This window comes from Rhodovulum bhavnagarense, assembly GCF_004343505.1.
Classification (GTDB): Bacteria; Pseudomonadota; Alphaproteobacteria; order Rhodobacterales; family Rhodobacteraceae; genus Rhodovulum; species Rhodovulum bhavnagarense.
This window is the reverse complement of the sequence record NZ_SLXU01000002.1, coordinates 156,589-179,959: the sequence shown is the minus strand read 5'-3', so window position 1 is coordinate 179,959 and position 23,371 is coordinate 156,589. Positions and strand designations below refer to the sequence as shown.

Here is a 23,371-nt window from a genome sequence, read left to right as displayed (position 1 = left end):
GGACGGGACCGCGGGCACGGTCAAGAAAAAGGGCAACACGATAATGACGACGACCTTCGAACAGGCCTTCGCGGCCTACCAGGATGCGCGTGACAGGCTCCCGGTGCCCGGTCCTGCCCCCATCCCTCGCCGAGCCGACACGCTGGTCGATCTCGCCGATCTGTTCGACGTTTTCCTGCTGGACGCCTTTGGCGTCCTGAATATCGGTGAGACAGCCATTCCGAACGCCCCCGAGCGCGTCACGGCCCTGCAAGCCGCGGGCAAACGGGTAATGGTGGTCTCGAACGCGGCGGGCTATCCGCACCACATGCTCATGCAGAAATACGCGCGCCTTGGCTATGACTTTGCCCCTCGCGATGTCATCACGAGCCGCAAGACCCTGCTTTCGGCCCTGCGCGGTGAGGAACGGCGCCATTGGGGGGTGATGGCCACGCCCGGTCTGGGTCGCTCAGACCTCGATGGGATCGGGTTGAGCTTCCTCGCCGATGACCCCGCCGCCTACCAGCGGGCCGAGGGTTTCATGCTGTTGGGGGCCGGAGCATGGACCGAGCAGAGGCAGGCGTTGCTTGAGGATGCGCTGCGCGCCGAACCGCGCGAGGTCTGGGTGGGCAACCCCGATATCGTGGCGCCGCGCGAACAGGGCTTTTCGCTGGAACCCGGCCATTTCGCCCACCGTCTTGCCGAAACCCTGGGAATCGCGCCAAGGTTCTTTGGCAAGCCCTTCGGCAATATCTTCGACATGGCCCTTGCAGCCCTTGGCGACGGGGTGCAGCGCGAACGTATCTTGATGGTGGGCGACAGCCTGCATACCGACATCCTGGGCGCCCGGACCGCCGGCATCGCCTCGGCGCTGGTGTGCGAGTATGGCTTTTTCGCCGGCGCGGATGCGGATGCCGCGATCTCGGCCTCGGGGATCGTTCCAGATTTCATCCTGCGGCGACCATGAAGATGACGGGCGTGGCCGACGGTCAGCCTCGCCAGGGCCCGGATTGATTCCGCGAACCGCGTCGCGCCCCCCTATCCCCGGGCATAGCTGTCCTCGTAGCGCACGATATCGTCCTCACCGAGATAGGCGCCGGTCTGCACCTCGATCAGGACGATCGGCACCTTGCCGGGGTTTTCAAGGCGGTGAACCGTGCCAAGCGGGATGTAGACCGATTCATTCTCGGTCAAAAGTCGAACCTCTCGGTCAACCGTGACCCGTGCCGTCCCCGACACCACCACCCAGTGTTCGGCACGGTGAACATGGCTTTGCAACGACAGCGCCGCACCGGGCTTGACCACGATCCGCTTGACCTGGAACCGCTCCGACAGTGCCAGCGTCTCGAAATGCCCCCAGGGCCGGTGATCGCGACGGAACGCGGTGGCTTGGCGCAGGCCCTCGGATTTCAGATGCTCGACAATCGTGCGCACCTCTTGCGACCGGGCCCGGTCAACCACGACCACCGCATCCTCGGTCGCAACCGCGATCACGTTCCGAAGCCCAAGCCCCACAAGATGCACCGCCCCCGTTTCAGATCGCAGCAGGCTGTCATCGCAATCGATGGCCGTCGCCGCGCCATGCGTCGCAACCCCGCGCGCATCGCGGGCGCTGTCATTCAGAACAGCCTCCCAGCTGCCAAGGTCGGACCAGCCCCCGCGCAGCGGCACAACCGACAGGTTTTCCGCCCGCTCCATCACCGCGTAATCGATCGAGATTTCCGCGCATCCCTCCCAGGGACCGGGCGCCAGGCGCAGAAAACCGAGATCGGGCACCGCGCCCTCGACCGCCGCGCCGACCGGCGCCGTCAGATCGGGCGCATGGCGCGCATAGGCCACCAAAAGATCGCGCGCCCGGAACAGGAAGATACCCGCGTTCCAAAGGTGACGGCCATCGGCGATCATGCGCTCGGCGTCGGCCTCGGCGGGTTTCTCGACAAAAGCCTCAAGCCGCATTGCCTCGACCGCCTCACCCGGCGCGCGGGGCAGTCGCAGGTAGCCATAGCCGGTCTCGGCCCGGTCGGGCACCACCCCGAAGGTGACCAGATCGCCCCGCATCGCGGCCTCGGCTCCCGCCGCGACCGCGGCGTGAAAGGCCTCTGTCTGCCCCATCACGTGATCGGAAGGCACCACCAGGAGGATCGCACCCGGATCTGCCGCCGCAACGTGCAGGGCGGCGGCAAGGACCGCGGGCGCGGTGCTGCGCCCCGACGGCTCGATCAGGATCGCACCGGGATCAATGCCCAGCGCCATCAACTGTTCGGCCACGATGAAACGGAAATCGCTGCCGGTCACTGCGACGGGCGGGCGGAACGCGATCCCCTCGGCCGTGCCGCTGACCCGACGCGCCGACGCCTGAAATAGCGTATCCCCCCCAAAGATCGACTGGAACTGTTTGGGATAGGCCTTGCGCGACAGTGGCCAGAGCCGCGTGCCCGAGCCGCCGCACAGGATGATCGGCGTAATCTGGTGGGTCATCTGGGTCATCGCGGGCTCCTTGCCATCGATGCCGGGATTGCATCCGGCCCGTGTCATGCCTTGTCCATCTCGCACCGCAACAGATCGAGCCCGCGCGCCAACAGCCCGGCGCTGGCCTCTGCACTCTCGGTCTCGACGTAAAGGCGTAATTCCGGCGCATTGCCCGAGGGGCGCACATGCACGATCCGCCCATCGCTGCACAGCATCCGCACCCCGTCGGTCAGATCCAGTTCCGCCTCGGCCAGCCCCAGCCGCGCCAGCACCCCAGCCCGCGCGGCGCCATCGCGGGCCAGCGCCCCGGTATAACGCGCCATCGCCTCCGGCCTCGCATCCTGAAGCCGGTCAGCGGCGGTAAAGCGGGCCGGTTCGCGCGCCACCCGCACCGAGAGCGGGTCCTCGCCCGCGGCCAGCAGAACGCACAGGATGGGCAGGAAGCTGTCGCGTGTCGGCAGGGCCGGGATCACCCCCGCCGGCAGGCGGGCATCAAAGCCCAGCAAGACACCGCCATTGGCCTCGAAACCGATCACGCGCCCGCCCTGCGCCTGCATCGCCGCGATCACGTAAGGCGACCCGATGCGGGTGCGAATGACCCGGCCAAGGCCCTTTTGCTCCAGCCCCGAATTCGACGACACCGGGGTGACCACGGTCTCGGCGCCCAGCATCTGTGCCGTGATCTGGCCAAGCAGGTCGCCGGGGATGACCGCGCCGGTTTCATCGGTGACCAGCGGGCGGTCGCCATCGCCATCGGCCGACACGATCGCATCCAGCCCCAGCCCGCGCGCCCAGCCCCGCAGTCGGGCCCGCATATCGGCATCAACCGCCTCGGTATCCAGCGCGACAAAGCTGTCGGCGCGGCCCAGTTCCACCACCTCGGCGCCCAGCGCCGCCAGCATCCGCACCAGCAGGTCGCGCGCAACGCTGCTATGGGAAAAGACGCCCAGCCTGCGCCGCGCCAGCGCCCCGGGAGGACAGGCCGCGATGAATCGTTTGACAAACCGCGCACCGGCCTGTCGATCCTCGCTGATCCCCCCCGGCGCCGCCGCGGCCAGGCGCCGGCCCAGCCCGGCCACGATCGCGGCCTCGTCGGCCTTGGTGATCTCGCCCCCGAGCGTATAGAATTTCAGGCCGTTGCGATCGGCGGGGATATGGCTGCCGGTGACCATCACCGCCCCCGCCCCTCGCGCCGCGTCAACCAGTGCCGGCGTGGGAACAGCCCCCGCCATCACCACGCCCTGCCCCGCCGCCCGGACCGTGCGCGCCACCACCTCGGCCAGCGCCGGAGAGGACGGGCGCAGGTCATACCCCACGAAAACCCGCCCCCCGGTCTCGCAACAGCCCAGGAAGGCCCGGACATGATCAGCAACGAGATCCTCGGTTAATGCGCTGACAAGGCCGCGCAAACCGCTGGTGCCAAACCGGGGAGACATCGCAGAAAGGACGGACATCGAAAAAACCTCAAGCCTGTTCAAGACGGGGCATTCCATTGCAATATGACCGCCCGAGCCTGTGCCAAACCAGATTGCCCTTGCAACCCTGCGGCGACAATAACCTGTCCACACGCGGCAGATGGCTCCCTTTCATGCCCGGTCTCTGCGTCGCAGCCGCGCATCGCGCCTTGTCGACGGCGTGCGGTTCTGGTTTTGATGATGGGCGCGGGCCGGCCGGGAACGGCCCAATAACAGCCCCGAACGGGCACGCGAAACACCGGAGGAAACCGATGAAAGTTGAAAAGCTGGGCCGAGCCGCCCTTGCCGCGATGGTCGCGGGCGCGATGATGGTCGGGGCGGCCTCGGCCGAGACGCTGCGCCTGTCGCATAATGTGGGCGACACGACGACGTGGCACCAGGGCGCCGAAAAGTTCAACGAGCTTATCGCCGAGGCAACCGGCGGCGAAATCGATGTGCGCGTGTTCCCCAATGCCCAGCTTGCGGGCGGCGACCAGATGAAACAGGCCGAGATGATCGGCCGCGGCGCGCTGGATCTGGTGCTGACCTCGGCGATCAACGTCACGCCGCTGGTGCCCGAAATGGCGGTGTTCTCACTGCCCTATCTCTATGCGTCCTATGACCAGGTCGACGCGACCACCCAGGGCGAACCCGGCCAGATGATGGCCGATATCCTTCTGGACAAGGGCATCGTCGTCTTGGCCTGGGGCGAGAACGGCTTTCGCGAGGTCACCAACAACGTCCGCCCGATCACCTCGCCCGAGGACATGAAGGGCCTGAACATGCGCGTCGCGGGGCCGATGTATATCGACGTGATGAACGCGCTGGGCGCCAACCCGCAGCAGATGCAATGGTCGGAAACCCTGACCGCGCTGCAACAGGGCGTGGTCGACGGGCAGGAAAACCCGATCGGCGCGGTCATCATCCCGCAGCAGGTCTACGAGATGCAGAAATACATCACGACCTGGCACTATTCCTACGACCCGATCTTCCTCGGCATCTCCAAGGCCAAGTGGGACAGCTATGACGCGGAAACGCGGGAAAAACTGCGCACCGCCGCCCAAGAGGCCATGGCCTACCAGCGCCAGATCACGCGCGAGGGCACCGCGAACGGCATCGCCTTCCTGACCGAGAAGGGGATGGAGGTCTACGAACCCACCCCCGAGGAACTTCAGGCCTTCCGCGAAGCGACCAAGCCCGCCTTCGACGAATGGGCGGCCAAGGTCGGCCCCGAGATCGTGGCGGCGTTCCAGTCCGCCATCGCCGCGGCGCAGTAACGCCCGCCATCGAACAGGCCCGCGCATCCCGCGCGGGCCTGTTTCCTGCGCGCCACAGCGAGGCTCTTCCCATGCGTTTCCTTCTGGACGAGGCGGAAAAGATCGTCTGCGCCGTGCTGTTCCTGGGCATGACGGCGATCGGGTTCGCCAACGTGGTGGTGCGCTATGGCACCAACTATTCGCTGGCCGCCACCGAGGAACTCTTGACCAACGGGTTCCTGCTGCTGACCGTCTTCGGCGCCGCCATCGCCGCGCGCCGGGGCGAACATCTGGCGGTGACGCTGGTCCACGACCTGTTGCCGCGCCCCCTGCGCACGCCGCTTTTCGTGCTGGCCACGGCGCTGTCGGTGCTGCTTCTGGCGCTGTCGGCTTGGTTTTCCTGGGTCACGCTGACCAACCAGCTGTCCAGCGGCATCCGGTCCTACGCGCTGGGGCTGCCGGCGTGGTATTATCAGGCGGCGGTGCCCTTCGGCTTTGCGCTGATCCTGGTCCGCTACCTGCAACACGCCTGGGTCACCTTGCGCACCCCCGGCGGCCCGTCCGGCGATTTGCCCCATGTCTGACCTGATCCCCGGCCTTGGCGCGGGCACCGAGATGGTGATCCTGTTCTTCCTCCTGCTGGCCTGCCGGGTGCCGGTGGCGTTCTCGCTGGGCCTGTCTGCGATCTATGCGATGTGGCAGATCGGCTTTGGCCTCGATCTGGCCGGTGACCTGATTTCCGCGGGCGTCACCAGGTTCTCGCTGCTGGCCATCCCGTTCTTCATCCTCGCTGGCACGCTGATGGGCACGCTGGGCATCGCGGAACGGATGATCCGGTTCTTCCGCGTTCTGATCGGGACGCTGCCGGGCGGCATGGGGGTTGTCGGCACGGTGGTCTGCCTGTTCTGGGGCGCGGTCAGCGGGTCGGGCCCGGCCTCGGTCGCGGCCATCGGCCCGATGATCGTCAAGGGCATGGAGGAGGACGGCTATGACCGCGCCTATGCCGCGGGGCTGGTCTGCACGGGTGCGGCGCTGTCCATCGTCATCCCGCCCTCCATCGGTCTAGTGATCTATGGCGTGATCGCCGAAACCTCGATCTCGCAGCTGTTCATCGCGGCGATCCTGCCGGGCCTGTTCATGGGGCTGACCATGCTGGCCACGTTGCCCTTCGCGCGGCGCGGCGGGGCCGAGCATGGCCGGGCCGGGCTCGACGCGCTCAGCCCCGCGCCTCATGCCGGGCTGCCCTATGGCCGCCGCCTCTGGCTGGCCTTCCGCGAGGCGTTCTGGGGCCTGCTCACGCCGATGGTGATCCTCGGCGGGATCTATTCCGGCATCTTCACGCCCACCGAGGCGGCACTGGTCGCCACCGTCTATGCGCTGGGGGTGGGGGCGCTGGCCTATCGCACGCTGACGCTGCGCGGCCTTTACGAGGCGCTGGCCGATGCGGCCGCGTCGTCGGCGGTGGTGATGCTGGTGGTGGCCTATGCCGGCCTGTTCGGCTGGGTGGTCACGGTCGAGGACCTGGTCGGCACCTATTCCCAGGCGCTTCTGGGCCTCAGCGAAAACCAGTGGGTGATCCTGCTGGTCATCATGCTGGTGCTGCTGGTCGCGGGCATGTTCATGGACGCGATCACGGTGATGTTCATCTCGCTGCCGATCTTCCTGCCGGTGATGCGCGAAATGGGCTGGGACCCGGTGTGGTTCGGCGTGGTGGTGATGGTCAACCTCGCCATCGGGCTGTTCACGCCGCCGGTGGGCATCAACCTTTACGTGGCGGCCAACGTCACACGCCTGTCGATCGAGCGCATCGCGCGCGGCGCGTTCCCGTTCCTGGTGGCAAGCGTGCTGGGCCTTGGCGTCATCGCCGCCGTGCCGGCGCTGTCGCTTTTGCTGACGGACCTTCTGCGTTAGGGCGCCTGTGTCGGCTCAGGTCTGTGCGGCGCGCGCGCGCGGGGCGACGAACACCGTCGCGCAGACCAGCATCGTTATCGCCGCCAGCACGAAGGGCGCACCGGGCAGAACGACCCCCGCGCTCTCGCCGGTAAACAGGGCAAAGATCTGCGTCATGACCAGCGGAGAGAGGATCATCGCGACCGAGCGCAGCGAACTGACCGCGCCCTGCAATTCGCCCTGCCGATCGTCGCCCGCGGCCTTTGACATGATGCCAAGCAGACCCGGCGTAACCACCGCGCCCAGCGCGATCAACGGCGTCATCAAAAGCACCGCCAGCGAGTTACCAACGAAACCGATAACGAGGAAGGCCACAAAATTATAGGTCAGCCCGAACCACACCATGTTGCGCTCGCCCAGAACCCGCAGATAGACCCGGATCAGCCCGCCTTGCACCACCGCGACCCCGATCCCGAACAGCGCCAGCGAGACGCCGATCGTGCCAGCGGACCAGCCAAACCGGTATTGCGTGAAATAGGCCCAGATCGCGGGATAGATGAACATCGCGAACTCATATAGGAAGAACAGCAACATCAAGGGGCGAACGCCGGGCAAACGCCCCATCGACCGAAACGCCCCCAACGGATTGGCGCGGCGCCACTCGAAGGGGCGGCGGATACGGTCGGTCACGGTTTCGGGCAGCACGAAATATCCAAGGACGAGGTTCGCCATGGCCAGCGCCGCGGCGGCCCAGAACGGCGCGCGCGGGCCCAGTTCCCCCAGGAACCCGCCGATCAGCGGCCCGATCACAAAGCCGATCCCAAAGGACGCGCCAACCATCCCAAAGCGCGCGGCCTTGTCTTCGGGGCGCGAGATATCTGCGATGAACGCGCTGGCCGTGGCTTGGGTCGAGGCGGTCACTCCACCCACGATCCGAGCCGCCAATAGCAGCCAGATCGACCCCGCCAGCGCCATCACGACGTAATCCAGCGCCATGGTGGCCAGCGACAGCAACAACACCGGGCGCCGCCCATAACGGTCGGACAGGTTCCCCAGCAACGGCCCGCACAGGAATTGCATCACCGCGAAACAAGTCATCAAGATGCCGCCCCAGGCCGCGGCCCGAGAGACATCCACGCCCTCGATATCGTGGATCAGGTCCGGCATGACCGGCAAGATCAGCCCGATACCGATCGCATCCAGCACCAGGGTAACGAGGATAAAGATGATCGGAAGTCGGTTATGCGGTTCTTTCATGGGGTGATCCCGATGCGGTGGTGCCAAAGGCTTAGACCGCCCTTGGCCCGGCATCAAACCCCTTTCACACCTCAGCCGGGACGCAACCCCAGCATATCGCGTGCCTGGGCCCAGGTGGCGACGGGACGTTCGTGTTTCTGGCATATCTCGACCGCGCGCCGGACCAGCGCCGCGTTCGAGGGCGCCAGGGTTTCACGATCCCAGCGCACGTTATCCTCCAGCCCGGTGCGGGTATGACCGCCCGCGGCGATGGCCCATTCGTTCACCTCGACCTGGTGGCGGCCGATCCCGGCGCCGCACCATTCCGCATCCGGCGCGATCCGTTTCAATGTCTCGACATAGAAGTCGAAGCTGGGCTTGTCCGCGGGCATCGCGTTCTTGACCCCCATCACGAACTGAACATAGAGGGGCTTGGTCAAACGCCCGTCCTCGCTCAGCTTGACCGCCTGGAAAATGTGGCTCAGGTCAAACGCCTCGATCTCGGGCTTGATGTCGTATTTCTGCATTTCCGAGGCCAGCCAATCCACCAGTTCGGGCGGGTTCTCGTAGACTCGTGTCGGAAAATTGTTGGACCCTACAGAGAGCGAGGCCATGTCGGGCCGCAACGGCAGCATCCCCCCGCGCGCCGCCCCCGCACCAGACCGGCCCCCGGTGGACAATTGCACGATCATGCCGGGGCAATGTTTGTGAATCCCCTCCATCAGCCGGGCAAAACGGTCGGGATCAGAGGTGGGTGTGCCGTCCTCTTCCCGCACATGGCAATGCGCGATAGAGGCCCCGGCCTCGAAGCTTTCATGCACGCTTTCGACCTGTTCGGCGATGGTGATCGGAACCGCCGGGTTGTCCTGCTTGCGAGGGACGGACCCGGTGATGGCGACACAGATGATGCAGGGTTTGGTCATGGTTTCTCGGCAATCCTTGTCAGCAGCTCTGCCAGCCCAACGGGGTCGGCAAAAAAGGGCGAATGTCCGGTGGCCAGGTCATGGACATGATCGGCAGGCCAGTCTCGTGTCATGTCGGCCTGCGCCTCGGGCGGGATGATCCGGTCGCCGGTACAGCGGATGTAGTGGCGCGGCACGCTGTCCGGTACGGCAAGGGCCGGCGCCATGCCCGGCGCAATGGGCTGCGCGGACAGATGATCGCGGGCATAATCCGCGGTGCCCGGCGGGCAGTCGTGGTAGAAAAGCTCCTCCAGCGTCTCGTCCGCGAAACTGGTGGTCAGGCGATCCGGGCTGCGGCGCATCGCGCCCATCAGCGCCTCACAGCCGTAACGCGCGCGCAGGTCGCGGGCGCTGTCGCCCGGCCGCGGCGCCCAGGCGCACAGATAGACCAGCGCGGCCACCTTTTCGGGGGCCGCAGCCGCGGCGGCGGTGATCGTGACGCCACCCAGGGAATGGCCCACCAGGATCGTCCGTCCATGCAGCGCGCCCAGCACCGCATCGCGGTAGCTGTCCAGCGTCACCGCGTCCAGGGGCGTGCCGTCCAGACCCGCGCCGGGCAGGTCGATGGCGCGCGCGGCATGGCCCGCAGCGGCCAGGGGCGGCAGCACATCGCGCCAGCACCACGCCCCGTGGTTGGACCCGTGGATCAACAGGAATTCGGTGATCGGTCCCTCAGACATGAGCGATATCCTTTAGAAAGCCGTTCAGCACCTCGGCGTATTCACCCGGTTTCTCGACGCAAGGCAGATGCCCCGCCCCCCGGACCAGGTGAAAGCGCGATCCCTTCACCAGCTCGGCGGTTTCGCGCACCAGGTCGGGCGGGGTCGACCCGTCCTCGGACCCCGCGATCGCCAGCGTGGGCAAGGTCAAACCCGCGGTCGGCGTATAGAAATCGGTACCCGAGATCGCAGCACAGCAACCCAGGTAGCCTTCTGCCGGCTGGCGGGTCAGCATGTTGCGCCAGAGCACGCAATCGGGGCTTTCGCGGAAGGGGCGGGAGAACCAGCGCTCCATCGTGGCGTCGGCCAAGGCCTCGATCCCGCCTTCGCGGACGGCGGCCATGCGGGCGGCCCAGACCTCCTTGGCGCCGATCTTGGCGGCGGTATTCGAGATCACCATCGCGCGCACCAGGTCCAGCCGCTTGACCGCCAATCCCTGCGCGATCATGCCGCCGATTGAAAGACCAACGAAAACGCAATCGCGCACGCCCAGGTAATCCAGCAATCGTTCGGCATCGCGAACAAGGGTGCCCATGGAATAGGGACCGGCCGGGCAGGACGACAGCCCATGACCCCGCTTGTCGTAACGGATGATCCTCAGACCGCCGACCAAAAGCGGCACAAGATCATCCCACAGCCGCAGGTCTGTACCCAGTGAATTGGCAAAAACCACCGCCGGGCCATCCGGATCGCCCTCGTCGCGGTAATGCAGCGCAACGTCGCCCAGACCGGCAATTCTCATTGGCGACCCTCCGGCGCTGCACGCATGCGCATATGCGCCATGACCTGCCCGTGATCCGAGGCCAGCTTGTTATAGGGCGCCTCGGGATGCGAGCCATCGGTTATGTGGTCGTTGAAAACGCTGAAATAATCCATCTCGGCGATGCGTCCGGGCCAATCGGGATGGAAGTGACGCGACATCAGGATGGTGTCAAGCGACTCGAACACGCCGCCGAAGGACGCCGTGTAGACCATGTCACGCAAACTTTTGCGGACAAACAGCTTTTCGGCAGAATGCAGGCGCACCCTCTCTATGCTCTCCCTGATCTGTGCGGCCTCGACCGGGCTATAGCGGTCGGCCTCATCGCGGGCGTCATGGCGGCGCATCCACTCGTAGTTCACGAAGGGCATCTCGCCCTCGATGATTTCCAGCGTGACAGAGTGTTCATTGTCGTTCAGATCGCCCAGCACCATCACCGGGCGGCCCTGATCCAACTCGTCCAGCACCAGCTTGCGCAGCACCCAGGCCTCGGCCATCCGGCGCACCGACGCGCGCAAAAAACCCATCGCGCGGCCCGGAGCGTCGTAGTTCAACAGGTCCACCTCGGGTGAGAAACGCGCACCGTGGGGACGGACGAATTCACCCAGCTTGGATTTCAGGTGGGTATTGAACACCGTGACGACATGCTCGCCCAAGGGAATGCGCACCTTCAGGATTGGGCGCGACAGCCGCTTGATCTGATAGCTGCCCGCCTCGCCCCCGCCAAGGTGATGAAAGGGAATGTCGATCGGCGGGTCGAGCAGCTGGATCGCCTGGGGGTCGTCAACGAACCCGAAACGCGACAGGATCGCAACCCCCGGCCGCCGTTCACCCGGCCCGCTATCGGACAGGTTGGGCGCAAAGGCGAGCGCAGCATCGCCATAGGGATCATATTCGAGCTTGCGAAAGATAGCCTTGCGGCCAATGCCCTTCCGTCCCTCCGGGATAGAGGCGGCATTCGAGGCCAGCCCCCGTTCGTCAGCGCCCGCGATCACCTTTTGCAACGGTTCGGCCTCGAAAATCTCCTGGAACCCGACAATGTCGGGATTCATGCGGGTCAGTTGTTCGGCCAACCAGTCTTCTTTCCAAGCATATTCTTCGGAACTATATTGTTCGAAAAGATAATATTCCTGCTTGGCGCCAATCAGGTTCTTCACGTTGAATGTTGCAATCGTGAAAGTTTTCATGCGTCCTCCCCATAGCGATCAAGCGCCATTCGAAACAGGTCGGGGTCAACATTCCCGCCCGAGGCCACGGCGATCACCGCCTCACCGGCCACGGCCGCGGGGTGATAGAGCGCGGCCGCCAAAGCCACCGCGCCGCCCGGTTCCAGAACGATCTTGAGCCGCAGAAAGGCCGCCGCCATCGCCCGCAGGGCCTCCTCTTCTGTCACGACAAGGCCGGGTCCACCTAGCCGATGCATGATTGGAAAGGTGACCTCTCCGGGACTGGGCGTGATGATCGCATCGCAGATCGAGCCTGCCAGCCGCGCATTCCGCTCGATCCGGCCGGAGGCCAGCGAGCGGGCGGTGTCGTCGAACCCCTCCGGTTCCACCGGCCGCGCGATCAGCCCCGGCGCACGGGCCGCAAGCGCCAGCGCGATGCCCGAGGTCAGCCCGCCGCCGCCGCAGGGGATCAGCACATCGGCCTCGCTCACGCCCTCCTGGGCCGCCTGCACGGCGATTTCCAACCCGCATGTCCCCTGCCCCGCGATCACCTGCGGTTCGTCAAAGGGCTTGATCAGGGTCAGGCCGCGTTCCTCGGCCAGCCGGGCGCCAAGCGCATCGCGATCCTCGCTTGCGCGATCATACAGCACCACCTCGGCGCCCAGCGCACGGGTATTTGCGATCTTGAGCCGCGGCGCGTCCGAGGGCATCACGATCACCGAGGGCACTCCGTGCAGGGCCGCGGCACGGGCCACGCCCTGGGCATGGTTTCCCGAGGAAAACGCGATCACGCCGCGGGCGCGGATGTCATCGGGCAGGGCCGAAACCGCCGCCCAGCCGCCGCGGAACTTGAAACTGCCGGTCTGTTGCAGGCATTCGGGTTTGACCAGGACGCGCCGCCCTGCAAGCTCGTCCAGAAAGGGCGAGGACAATAACGGCGTCACCCGCGCATGGCCCGCCAGCCGCGCCGCGGCGGCCTCGATCATCTCGATGTTCATTGCACCAGCTCCAGAAACAGCCCCAGCGCCGTGACCGCCTCGGGCTCGTCCAGAAAGGGCACATGCCCACGACCAGGCACCTCGGCATAGATCATGTCGGGACGACGGCGGCACATCTCCGCGGCGGTCGCGGCCGACAGGATGTCGGAATTTTCTCCCCGGATCAGCGCCACCGGCAAATCCTTCAGCGCCTCGAACAGCGGCCACAGGTCGGGTATGGCATCCGCTGCCGACGCCTCGGCCACCGCGTGCCGTAACCGGGGATCATAGCGCAGCGCCAACCCCTCGGGCGTTTCCATCCACAGCCGCCTTGCATGATCGCGCCACTGGGTCCACGACACACCGACAAAGCGCCCCGCCATGCCAACCGACAGCTTGTCAGCCGCATCGTCGTAATCGGCATAGCCGGGCAGTTTGCCGAGGTAATCCATGATGTAAGCCAGCCCGCGCGGCTCGATCATCGGGCCGATATCGTTCAGGCAGACACCACTCAACCGGTCTCTGTGACCGGCCGCCAGCGTCATGGCAACCAACCCCCCGCGCGAGGTGCCCAGGATCGCCGCCCGCGCGATCCCCAGATGATCCAGAAGCGCCAGCGCATCGCGCCCCTCGCGGATCAGGTTGTAATTCATGAAATCGTGATCGTGGTCGGAACCGCCCCGCCCCCGCATGTCCAGCCGCAGGATGCGCGCAAGACCGGCGAACCGGTCCACCACCGGTTCGAAATCATCCATGTTCCGGGTAAGCCCCGCAAGGCATAACAGCACCGGGCCCTGCCCGCAGTCGTCATAGGCCAGCATTACCCCGTCATCGGCGGCAAAACGCGGCATCAGCCCGCCTCTGCAAGCGCTGGAATGCCGGTCAGATCACCCATGATATGGGCCGGGCGCCATGGCATCCGGTCCACCGGCGCCCCCGCGCGGTTGACCCAGGCGGTCGTGAACCCATAGCCGGTCGCCGCCGCCGCGTCCCAGCCATTTGACGACACGAACAGGACCTGCGATCTTTCTACGAGAAATCTTTTCCCCACGAGATCGTAGACCGAGGAGTGCGGTTTGTAGATTCCGACATCCTCGACCGAGAGAACATCGTCCAACAGATCGCCGATCGCCGCCGAGGCCACCGCTTCGGACAGCATGGCGGGCGATCCGTTCGACAGGATCGCCGTGGCTTTGCCCGATTGCTTCAGCGCCGAAAGAACGTCATGCACTTCGGGAAAGGCAGACAATTCGCGGTAAAGCGCCAGAAGCCGTGCGCGCAATCCCTCCGCACAGGTCAGCCCCGCGGCCTCCATCGCCCAATCCAGCCCGTCCTGGGTTACCTGCCAGAAATCGGCATGGGCCCCGGCAATGGCCCTGAGCCAGGTATATTCAAGTTGCTTGCGCCGCCAATCCTCGGCCAGGCGCGGCCAGACGTCGTTCAGCGCGCCGTTGCCAGGCTCGGCCGCGGCTTGGCGGGCGGCGGCCGTCACATCGAACAACGTCCCATAGGCATCGAAAACGCAAGTCGTGATCGGCATCTTGTCCTCCAGCCTTGAGACTGGCACAGCGGCGCAGGCGGGGAAAGGCCCCATCGCCCGTCGCCCCCGCGATCCCCGCGCGGCGCCAAAGGACTGGCCGGTTCGCCGGTCCGGGGTTTACATCGCGCCCAACCTCTTTAGGCTTGTCCCACACCCAGAGCACCTGCGCGCCGCGCGGCCTCTGCAAATTCATCCCACAAGCAGAAGAGAGACCGATGACCCAGGTCAAACCGGGCGACAAGGTTCGCATACACTATACCGGCACGCTGGCAGACGGCACCACCTTTGACAGTTCGCAGGGGCGCGAGCCGCTGGAATTCACCGTCGGCTCGGGCGAGATCATCCCGGGCCTGGACAAGGCGCTTCCGGGCATGAGCGCGGGCGACAGGAAAACCGTCGAGATCCCCTGCGCCGAGGCTTATGGCGTGCATGACCCCGATGCCTGCCAGGCAATCCCGCGCGCCCAGGTGCCAGACGATATTCCGCTTGATCCGGGCACCCGGCTGCAACTTCAATCCCCCGATGGTCAGGTGATGCCCGTGGTGGTCACCAAGGTAACCGAGGAACAGGTCGTTCTGGATGCCAATCATCCATTGGCGGGCAAGGATCTGACCTTCGCGATCGAACTGGTCTCGATCGGCTGATACTGGCGGCAGGGCGCGCGCCGTGTCGTCGGGCCGACCCGCCCGGACCTGGCATGGCGCGCATCTTTTCCATCGCGTTGATCAAGCCTGCCTGTCCACGGTGACATGCTGGATGCGCACCCGGACAGGTTTGCCCATTTCAGCTATGCAGGTGAGGGGTGCCGCACCAGCCGGTGCGCCGATCCGTGCGATGGGCCTTGAACCCGGCAGACGAGACGACAAGTCTAGGGCCTGACAAGGATGCCGCCCATGCCCTATTCCACCGACCCCCCCGCGCTGAACGCCCCCGCCCCGCCCATCCGCGAGCGAGAAAAACTCGAGGGCGGCAAGCGCTTCGTGATGCAGACCGCGTTTCAGCCCGCGGGCGACCAGCCCACGGCGATAGCAGAGCTGTCCGAAGGGGTCGGCGCGGGCGAACGCGACCAGGTGCTGTTGGGCGCGACCGGCACCGGCAAGACCTTCACCATGGCCAAGGTGATCGAGGAAACCCAGCGCCCCGCCATCATCCTAGCCCCCAACAAGACGCTCGCCGCGCAACTCTACGGCGAGTTCAAGGGCTTCTTCCCGGACAACGCGGTCGAGTACTTCGTCAGCTATTACGACTACTACCAGCCCGAGGCCTATGTGCCGCGCTCGGACACCTACATAGAAAAGGAATCCCAGATCAACGAACAGATCGACCGGATGCGCCACTCGGCCACCCGGGCGCTGTTGGAACGGGACGACGTGATCATCGTGGCCTCGGTGTCGTGCATCTACGGCATCGGCTCGGTCGAAACCTACGGCGCGATGACCCAGGACCTGATCACCGGGCAGGATTACGACCAGCGCAAGGTGATCGCCGATCTGGTGGCCCAGCAATACCGGCGCAACGACCAGGCGTTTCAGCGGGGCAGTTTCCGGGTGCGCGGCGACGGGCTGGAAATCTGGCCCGCCCACCTGGAGGACCGCGCCTGGCGCCTGTCCTTCTTCGGTGAAGAATTGGAGGGCATTACCGAGTTCGACCCGCTGACGGGCCAGAAGACCGACACGTTCGAGCGGATCCGCGTCTACGCCAATTCGCATTACGTGACGCCGAAACCCACCATGCAACAGGCGGTTCAGTCGATCAAGAAGGAGCTGCGCCAGCGGCTGGACCAGCTTGTCGGCGAGGGCAAGCTCTTGGAGGCCCAGCGCCTGGAACAGCGCACCAATTTCGACATCGAGATGCTGGAGGCCACCGGCGTCTGCAACGGGATCGAGAACTATTCGCGCTACCTCACCGGCCGCGCGCCGGGCGAACCGCCCCCCACCCTGTTCGAATTCATCCCCGACAACGCCATCGTCTTTGCCGATGAATCCCACGTCACCGTGCCCCAGATCGGCGGCATGTACCGCGGCGACTACCGGCGGAAATTCACCTTGGCCGAGCACGGGTTCCGCCTGCCGTCATGCATGGACAACCGCCCCCTCAAGTTCGAGGAATGGGACGCCATGCGGCCGCAGTCGATCTTCGTCTCGGCCACCCCCGCCGCGTGGGAGCTGGAACAGACCGGCGGCGTCTTCACCGAACAGGTGATCCGGCCAACGGGCCTCTTGGACCCGCCGGTGGAAATCCGCCCCGTGGAAATGCAGGTAGACGACCTGCTGGACGAGGTGCGCCGGGTGTCTGCCGCGGGCTACCGCACGCTCTGCACCGTGCTGACGAAACGCATGGCCGAGGATCTGACCGAATACCTGCACGAACAGGGCATCCGCGTGCGCTACATGCATTCGGACATCGACACGATCGAACGGATCGAGATCCTGCGCGACCTGCGGCTGGGCGCCTTCGACGTGCTGATCGGCATCAACCTGCTGCGCGAGGGGCTGGATATACCCGAATGCGGGCTGGTCGCGATCCTGGACGCGGACAAAGAGGGCTTCCTGCGGTCCGAAACCTCGCTGATCCAGACCATCGGCCGGGCGGCGCGCAACGCCGAGGGCAAGGTCATCATGTATGCCGACCGGATCACCGGCAGCATGGAACGCGCCATGCGCGAAACCGAACGCCGCCGCGAGAAACAGATCGCCTATAACGAGGAACACGGAATCACGCCCGAAACCGTCCGCAAGAATGTCGACGACATCCTTGCCGGACTCTACCAGGGCGACACGGACATGGCGCGCGTCACGGCGCAGATCGACAAGCCGATGCACGGCGCCAACCTGGAGGCCCATCTGGACGGACTGCGCGCCGAGATGCGCAAGGCCGCCGAGAACCTGGAATTCGAGGAAGCCGCGCGCCTGCGCGACGAGATCAAGCGGCTGGAGGCCGTGGACCTGGCCATAGCCGACGACCCACTGGCAAGGCAATCGGCAGTCGAGGACGCGGTAGAGGCCGCCAAGGGGGCCAAGGGACGGTCGACGGCGGGGCGGGCCGGACAAAGAGGCGGGAAACGGGGAAGGCGGTGAAAGCCGGGCCCGATGCCGGAACGCGCCTCTCCCGGGATCGGCGCCTCATTTCGTCAAGGCAGCTCTGGCCCATATGCCAAAGCCATATCCGAACGGGACGCGGCGGCGCATTGCGTCCTGGAATGAAGTGGCGCGGCAATGCCCCGGACCCGACGGCGCCTGGACAAGGCAGGCATTCAAGGACATTCCCGTCAAGACCTGCCCGATTGCAAAAACCTGTGGTCTAAAATCGTCCGCGTTTTCCACTGCCATGGCCGGTCACAACCCAAGAGTGCATTTCGAAGTTCCGATTCGCACCGATTCGCGCTATGCTGGCCTTGTCCAACAGAGGGATGGGGCCATGAAACGCCCAACACTCAGACCGTCACCCGACGAGGTGTTCGACCATGGGCATCTTGCACTGAACGAGGCCGAATACGAAAAGGCGGTCGAGGCTTACCAAACCTTCCTGCAATGGCTGGAACTGCAAGAGGCAAAACAGGTTGCCCAACGCCCGGCCATCGCACCCGCAAGGCGGGGCTATGACGATCCGCTTTTCGACGCGATCGCCAAGTCCAGCCCCGCGGCCGCAAGCCATGTCGCCGCCATTCGCGCGGCGCGCGACGATGCGGCGGCGGCAGAGTTCGTCGCAGCATTGCAAAAGCGCGCCGGGCGCCCCTGAAACACGGTCGGGCGCCGCCCGCAGGCGCCCCCCCCGAAACGGCGAATGGGGTGGTGTGAGCGCGATATCCGGCTTGTGCCCATCCCGCGCCTGGGCCGCTAGGCGGGGCCATCGCAGGCGCCCGCTGCCATGATCCGCCCGTTGTTGACCCGCCGAGATCGCGGCAGAGCCATCTTCGGCTGTGCGGGACGCGCAGACGCCGCCCTCTTTCGCGCCCCCCTCTTTTCCCCCGCCCCCCTTTGGGCTAGACACGCGCGCAACCCGATACCCCTGCACAGGCGTCCGTTCCGATGAAATTCACCCTTTCCTGGCTGAAGGACCACCTCGATACCGAGGCGAGCCTCGACGAGATCCTCGACGCGCTGACCGATCTGGGCCTTGAGGTCGAAGGCGTGGAAAACCCCGCCGACAAGCTCGGCAGCTTCACCATCGCCAAGGTGAAAAGCGCGCAGCAGCACCCCGATGCCGACCGCCTGCGCGTCTGCATGGTGGACACCGACGAAGGCGAGAAACAGATCGTCTGCGGCGCCCCCAACGCGCGCGAGGGGATCACCGTGGTCCTGGCGAAACCCGGCGATTACGTGCCCGGCATCGACGTGACCCTCTCGGTGGGCAAGATCCGCGGCGTGGAAAGCCATGGCATGATGGCCTCGGAACGCGAGCTGGAGCTGTCGGACGAACATGACGGCATCATCGAACTGCCCTCGGGCGAGGTCGGGCAGAAATTCATCGACTGGCTCGCGGAACACGACCCCGCCAAGGTCGATCCGGTGATCGAGATCGCGATCACCCCCAACCGCCCCGACGCGCTGGGGGTGCATGGCATCGCCCGCGACCTCGCCGCGCGGGGTCTGGGCACGCTGAAACCGGTGCAGGTCACGCCCGTCGCGGGCCAGTTCCCCTGCCCGATCCCCGTCAGCATCGACCCCGAAACGCAAGAGCGCGCCTGCCCGGTGTTTTACGGCCGGGTGATCCGCGGCGTAAAGAACGGCCCCTCGCCCCAGTGGTTGCAAGACCGCCTGCGCGCCATCGGTTTGCGCCCGATCTCGGCGCTGGTCGATATCACCAACTTCTTTACCTTCGACATGAACCGCCCGCTGCACGTCTTCGACGCGGACAAGGTCGCGGGCGGGCTGCGGGTGCATGCAGCACAGGGGCGCGAGCGGTTCCTTGCCCTCGACGAAAAGGAATACGTCCTGCAGCCCGGCATGACCGCGATCTCGGTGGGCGACACGGTCGAAAGCCTTGCCGGCGTGATGGGCGGCGAGGTTTCGGGCTGCTCTGAGCAGACGGTGAACGTGTTCCTGGAGGCCGCCTATTTCGACCCGATCCGCACCGCGATGACCGGCCGCGCGCTCAAGATCAATTCCGATGCGCGCTATCGGTTCGAGCGGGGGATCGACCCTGACTGGACGCCCCAGGGCATCGAGGCCGCGACGCAGATGATCCTGGACCTGTGCGGCGGGGAGCCGTCCGAAGTGGTCGTCGCGGGCGAAATCCCCGACACGTCGCGCGCCTACAAGCTGGACACCGCGCGGGTCGAGAGCCTGGTCGGCATGGAAATCCCCGCCGAGGAACAGCGCGCGACCCTGACCGCGCTGGGCTTCCGGCTGGAGGGCGATGTGGCCCATGTGCCGTCCTGGCGTCCCGACGTTCTGGGCGAGGCCGACCTGGTGGAAGAGGTCGCGCGCGTGGCCTCGCTGACGAAACTGGAGGGCAAGCGCCTGGCCCGCGCCCATGTGGGGGTGCCCGCCGGTATCCTGACGCCGATGCAAAAACGCGAGGCGATGGCGCGGCGCACCTGCGCGGCGCTGGGCTACAACGAATGCGTCACCTATTCCTTCATCGATGCCGACAGCGCCGCGCTGTTCGGGGGCGGGACCGATGCGATGGCGCTGGAGAACCCGATCTCCAGCGAGATGAGCCATATGCGGCCCGACCTGCTGCCGGGCCTGTTGCAGGCAGCGGCCCGCAACCAGGCGCGCGGATTCATGGACCTGTCGCTGTTCGAGGTCGGCCCCGCCTTTCACGGCGCCGAACCGGAAGAACAGCATATCCAGGTCGCGGGCCTGCTGGTGGGCGGCGTGGCGCCGCGCGATCCCTTTGGCTCGCGCCGGGCGGTCGATGTCTATGACGCCAAGGCCGATGTCGAGGCGGTGCTGGCCGCCATCGGCGCGCCCGCCAAGGCGCAGATCCTGCGCGAGGCGCCGGAGTGGTGGCATCCCGGCCGGTCGGGCCGGATCTGCCTTGGGCCGAAAAAGGTGATGGCCGTGTTCGGCGAGCTTCACCCCAAGGTGCTGAAGGCGATGGACGTCAAGGGCCCCGCCATGGCCTTCACCGTCTACCTGGAAGAACCGCCGATGCCGCGCAAGAAGGGCGCGACGCGGGCCGCGCTGGCAGCCTCTGACCTGCAGGCGGTGGAACGCGATTTCGCCTTCGTGCTGGATGCCGGGGTCGAGGCGATCAACGTGGTCAACGCCGCGACAGGCGCCGACAAGGCCCTGATCGAAGAGGTCCGCGTGTTCGACGAGTTCATCGGCGGCAGCCTGGGCGAGGGCAAGAAATCGCTGGCCATCACCGTGCGGATGCAACCCGTGGACAAGACCCTGACCGAGGACGAGATCGAGGCCGTGGGCCGCAAGATCGTCGACAAGGTCGGGAAAGCCACCGGCGGCACCCTGCGCGGCTGACCGGGGAACGGTCCGGGCGGAGAGGCTGGGGGGCGCCGCCCCCCAGACCCCCCGGGGTATTTCCCCCAAGAAGAAGCAGACGCAGCGCGCACGGGGCTTGGAGAGGCACCCCAAGGGCGGCATAATGTGCCAGCGTCGGGAACAGGGAGAGGCGGAATGTTCGATAACCGGGAAGAGGCCGGGCGTCGGCTGGCCGAGAAAGTCGCGGCCCTGGAACCGGAGAATGCCCTGGTACTGGCCTTGCCGCGTGGCGGCGTACCGGTGGCAGTGCCGGTGGCCCGTGCCCTGGGCGCACCGCTGGACCTGGCGCTGGTGCGCAAGATCGCCATGCCGGGCAATCCGGAACTGGCCGCGGGCGCCGTGGTCGATGGCGGAGCGCGCGAGGTGGTTTTCAATGCGGAGTTGTTGGACCATGCCGGGCTGGTCCAGGCCGATTTCACCGATGCCGTGGCAGAGAAGCTGGCCGAGATCGAGACCCGGCGCAGTCTTTACCTGGCAGGGTGCAGGCCGGAGAGAATTGCCGGTCGCACGGTGATCGTGGTCGATGACGGGATGGCCACCGGCGCGACCGCCCGGGCCGTTTTGCAAGCCTTGCGCAAGCGCGGGCCGGTCGAGGTCTGGCTGGCCGTGCCCGTTGGCCCGCAAGACCTGATCTGGCAGATGCGAGGGATGACAGACCGGCTGATCTTCCTTGAGGCGCCGCGAGATTTCCGCGCGGTCGGCATGTATTACCGCGATTTCGACCAGGTCAGCGACGAGGAAGTGGTGCAGTTGCTGCGCCAGTTCCGGAACGGGCAGGATCTCGAGGACGGCAGGCCCGGCTGAGGCGATTTGGGTGCTGGCCGTGGCCGCGACATGGTCTAGGCTGGCGGCCATGGAATTCGATCATGTCATCATCGGTGGCGGGTCGGCCGGCTGTGTTCTGGCCGCGCGTCTGAGCGAGGATCCGCATGTCTCGGTCTGCCTGATCGAGGCAGGCGGGGGCGGCGACGACATCTTCATCCGGGCGCCCGCGCTGATCCCGGCGATGATCTCGGGACGGCCCCGGATCAACAACTACGCCTTCCTTACCACCCCGCAGCCGGGGCTGAACGGGCGGCGCGGGTTTCAGCCACGCGGGCGGGCGCTGGGCGGGTCCAGCGCGATCAATGCCATGCTGTATGTCCGGGGCCACCCGCGCGACTATGACGAATGGGCCGATCTGGGGGCCGAGGGCTGGTCCTGGGCCGACGTGCGCCCGTGGTTCCTGCAGCTGGAGGGCAATGGGCGCGGTGGCGACGACTGGCATGGCGGCGGCGGTCCCGTGCAGATCAGCGACCAAAGCGCGCCGCGCCGGATTTCCCGCGCCTTCGTCGAGGCCTGTGCCGAGGCCCAGATCCCCCGCAACGACGATTTCAACGGGCCGGAACAGGCGGGCGCGGGGCTGTTCCAGGTCAAGCAGTTCCGGCAAGGTCAGCGCAAGGGCGAACGGTGTTCGGCCGCGGCCGCCTATCTGTTCCCGGCGCTGGGACGGGCGAACCTGACGGTGCTGACCCGAACGCGCGCCGAACGGGTGCTGATCGAGGCGGGCCGCGCCGCGGGCGTTCTGGTCCGGCGAAACGGCCGTCGCCGCAAGATCGCGGCGCGGGGCGAGGTGATCCTGTCGGGCGGCGCCTTCAACTCGCCCCAAATGCTGTTGCTTTCGGGCATCGGGCCAGAGGACGAACTGGCCGCCCATGGGATCGCGCCGGTGCATGTGCTGCCCGGTGTGGGGCAGAACCTGCAGGATCACCTGAACTACACGATCCTGCACCGCTCGCGGCGCCGCGACGTGGTGGGGCTGAACCCGCGCGGGCTGGTCCGGCTGGGCCGGGCGGCCGGAAAATGGCGCAAGACCGGCGAGGGGCTGTTCGCCACCCCCTATGCCGAGGCCGGGGCCTTCGTGCATTCGCGGCCGGGGCTGGACCGGCCCGACCTGCAACTGCATTTCGTGATCGGGATCGAGGACGACCACATGCGCCGGCTGCACCTGGCCGACGGCTATAGCTGCCATGTCTGCGCGCTGCGGCCCCAAAGCCGGGGAAGCGTGGGGCTGGTCAGCCGCAACCCCGCCGATCCCCCGCGGATCGACCCGGCGTTCCTGTCCCATCCCGAGGATCTGGCCACGCTGATGCGCGGCGCCAGGATCATGGAGCGGGTTCTGGGCGCGCAGGCGCTGGCGCCCTGGCGGGGCGGACGGCTGTATCCCCATGACGGCAGCGATGCGGCGCTTGCCGCCGATATCCGCGCACGTGCCGATTCGATCTATCACCCGGTGGGCACCTGCAGGATGGGCCGCGACGAGATGGCGGTGGTGGACCCCCAGCTGCGCGTGCGCGGTCTGCAAGGGCTGCGCGTGGTGGACGCCTCGGTCATGCCGCGGGTGATCGGCGGCAATACCGGCGCGCCCGCCATGATGATCGGCGAACGCGCGGCGGCGATGATCGCAGGGGCCGGCGGCGATGGTGGGGCCAAGGCGATCCCTTAGGGGTGGCCCCCCGTCGGCCCATGCGGTTT

General features: G+C 66.4%; 20 protein-coding genes. 10 read left to right on the top strand and 10 right to left on the bottom strand.

Annotation, left to right across the window (positions count from 1 at the left end):
- Window positions 1-43: 43 nt before the first annotated feature.
- Complete coding sequence (locus EV663_RS04480) at window positions 44-946, top strand: HAD-IIA family hydrolase (RefSeq protein WP_132950589.1); 903 nt, start codon at window positions 44-46, stop codon at window positions 944-946.
- Window positions 947-1,017: 71 nt separating this feature from the next.
- Here the strand turns inward: EV663_RS04480 and EV663_RS04475 are convergent, their stop codons facing one another.
- Both EV663_RS04475 and EV663_RS04470 read right to left on the bottom strand, forming a co-directional pair.
- Window positions 1,018-2,466, bottom strand: coding sequence for a mannose-1-phosphate guanylyltransferase/mannose-6-phosphate isomerase (locus EV663_RS04475; RefSeq protein WP_132950588.1), 1,449 nt, complete (start codon window positions 2,464-2,466; stop codon window positions 1,018-1,020).
- 44 nt (window positions 2,467-2,510) lie between these two features.
- Complete coding sequence (locus EV663_RS04470) at window positions 2,511-3,902, bottom strand: phosphohexomutase domain-containing protein (RefSeq protein WP_341799030.1); 1,392 nt, start codon at window positions 3,900-3,902, stop codon at window positions 2,511-2,513.
- A 272-nt stretch (window positions 3,903-4,174) separates the two neighbouring features.
- Between EV663_RS04470 and EV663_RS04465 the strand changes: the two genes are divergently transcribed.
- From EV663_RS04465 to EV663_RS04455, 3 genes are all read left to right on the top strand, one after another.
- On the top strand, window positions 4,175-5,179 hold the full coding sequence (locus EV663_RS04465) for a DctP family TRAP transporter solute-binding subunit (RefSeq protein WP_132950587.1): 1,005 nt from the start codon (window positions 4,175-4,177) through the stop codon (window positions 5,177-5,179).
- Between the two features lie 71 nt (window positions 5,180-5,250).
- Window positions 5,251-5,742, top strand: coding sequence for a TRAP transporter small permease (locus tag EV663_RS04460; RefSeq protein WP_132460325.1), 492 nt, complete (start codon window positions 5,251-5,253; stop codon window positions 5,740-5,742).
- Entirely contained in the window at window positions 5,735-7,069 is a 1,335-nt protein-coding gene (locus tag EV663_RS04455; RefSeq protein ID WP_132950586.1) for a TRAP transporter large permease, read from the top strand. The genes EV663_RS04460 and EV663_RS04455 overlap by 8 nt, the downstream gene beginning before the upstream one ends.
- A gap of 15 nt (window positions 7,070-7,084) precedes the next feature.
- Here EV663_RS04455 and EV663_RS04450 read toward each other — a convergent pair whose 3' ends face one another.
- The 8 genes from EV663_RS04450 to EV663_RS04415 are packed head-to-tail and all read right to left on the bottom strand — an operon-like array spanning window position 7,085 to window position 14,408.
- Window positions 7,085-8,359, bottom strand: a complete 1,275-nt coding sequence (locus EV663_RS04450; RefSeq protein ID WP_132950585.1) for an MFS transporter — start codon at window positions 8,357-8,359, stop codon at window positions 7,085-7,087.
- Between the two features lie 17 nt (window positions 8,360-8,376).
- Window positions 8,377-9,207: a 3-oxoadipate:acetyl-CoA acetyltransferase gene (locus EV663_RS04445; protein ID WP_132950584.1), complete on the bottom strand. Its 831-nt coding sequence runs from the start codon at window positions 9,205-9,207 to the stop codon at window positions 8,377-8,379.
- Window positions 9,204-9,926 (bottom strand): alpha/beta fold hydrolase, encoded by a 723-nt coding sequence (locus EV663_RS04440; protein WP_243697863.1) that lies wholly within the window; start codon window positions 9,924-9,926, stop codon window positions 9,204-9,206. Before EV663_RS04440 ends, EV663_RS04445 begins: the two co-directional genes overlap by 4 nt.
- Window positions 9,919-10,707 carry a 3-oxoadipate enol-lactonase gene (pcaD, locus tag EV663_RS04435; protein WP_132950583.1) on the bottom strand — a complete coding sequence of 263 codons (789 nt, stop codon included), beginning with the start codon at window positions 10,705-10,707 and terminating at the stop codon, window positions 9,919-9,921. The genes EV663_RS04440 and pcaD overlap by 8 nt, the downstream gene beginning before the upstream one ends.
- Entirely contained in the window at window positions 10,704-11,912 is a 1,209-nt protein-coding gene (locus EV663_RS04430) for an endonuclease/exonuclease/phosphatase family protein (protein WP_132950582.1), read from the bottom strand. Before EV663_RS04430 ends, pcaD begins: the two co-directional genes overlap by 4 nt.
- On the bottom strand, window positions 11,909-12,889 hold the full coding sequence (locus EV663_RS04425) for a threonine ammonia-lyase (protein WP_132950581.1): 981 nt from the start codon (window positions 12,887-12,889) through the stop codon (window positions 11,909-11,911). Before EV663_RS04425 ends, EV663_RS04430 begins: the two co-directional genes overlap by 4 nt.
- Window positions 12,886-13,719, bottom strand: a complete 834-nt coding sequence (locus EV663_RS04420; protein ID WP_132950580.1) for an alpha/beta fold hydrolase — start codon at window positions 13,717-13,719, stop codon at window positions 12,886-12,888. Before EV663_RS04420 ends, EV663_RS04425 begins: the two co-directional genes overlap by 4 nt.
- Window positions 13,719-14,408, bottom strand: a complete 690-nt coding sequence (locus EV663_RS04415; RefSeq protein ID WP_132950579.1) for a haloacid dehalogenase type II — start codon at window positions 14,406-14,408, stop codon at window positions 13,719-13,721. The genes EV663_RS04420 and EV663_RS04415 overlap by 1 nt, the downstream gene beginning before the upstream one ends.
- 215 nt (window positions 14,409-14,623) lie before the next feature.
- Here EV663_RS04415 and EV663_RS04410 point away from each other — a divergent pair, with 215 nt between their 5' ends.
- The 6 genes from EV663_RS04410 (at window position 14,624) to EV663_RS04385 (ending at window position 23,342) form a co-directional block, all read left to right on the top strand.
- Entirely contained in the window at window positions 14,624-15,052 is a 429-nt protein-coding gene (locus tag EV663_RS04410; RefSeq protein ID WP_132950578.1) for an FKBP-type peptidyl-prolyl cis-trans isomerase, read from the top strand.
- A 249-nt stretch (window positions 15,053-15,301) separates the two neighbouring features.
- Window positions 15,302-17,485 (top strand): excinuclease ABC subunit UvrB, encoded by a 2,184-nt coding sequence (gene uvrB / locus EV663_RS04405; RefSeq protein ID WP_132950577.1) that lies wholly within the window; start codon window positions 15,302-15,304, stop codon window positions 17,483-17,485.
- Between the two features lie 340 nt (window positions 17,486-17,825).
- Window positions 17,826-18,146, top strand: a complete 321-nt coding sequence (locus EV663_RS04400; RefSeq protein ID WP_132950576.1) for a hypothetical protein — start codon at window positions 17,826-17,828, stop codon at window positions 18,144-18,146.
- A 290-nt stretch (window positions 18,147-18,436) separates the two neighbouring features.
- The gene (gene pheT, locus EV663_RS04395) at window positions 18,437-20,836 is read left to right on the top strand and encodes a phenylalanine--tRNA ligase subunit beta (RefSeq protein ID WP_132950575.1); all 2,400 of its coding nucleotides are present in this window, start codon (window positions 18,437-18,439) and stop codon (window positions 20,834-20,836) included.
- Window positions 20,837-20,992: 156 nt separating this feature from the next.
- The gene (locus tag EV663_RS04390; protein ID WP_132950574.1) at window positions 20,993-21,661 is read left to right on the top strand and encodes a phosphoribosyltransferase; all 669 of its coding nucleotides are present in this window, start codon (window positions 20,993-20,995) and stop codon (window positions 21,659-21,661) included.
- 49 nt (window positions 21,662-21,710) lie between these two features.
- Window positions 21,711-23,342, top strand: a complete 1,632-nt coding sequence (locus EV663_RS04385) for a GMC family oxidoreductase (protein WP_132950573.1) — start codon at window positions 21,711-21,713, stop codon at window positions 23,340-23,342.
- The last annotated feature ends 29 nt before the right edge of the window (window positions 23,343-23,371 follow it).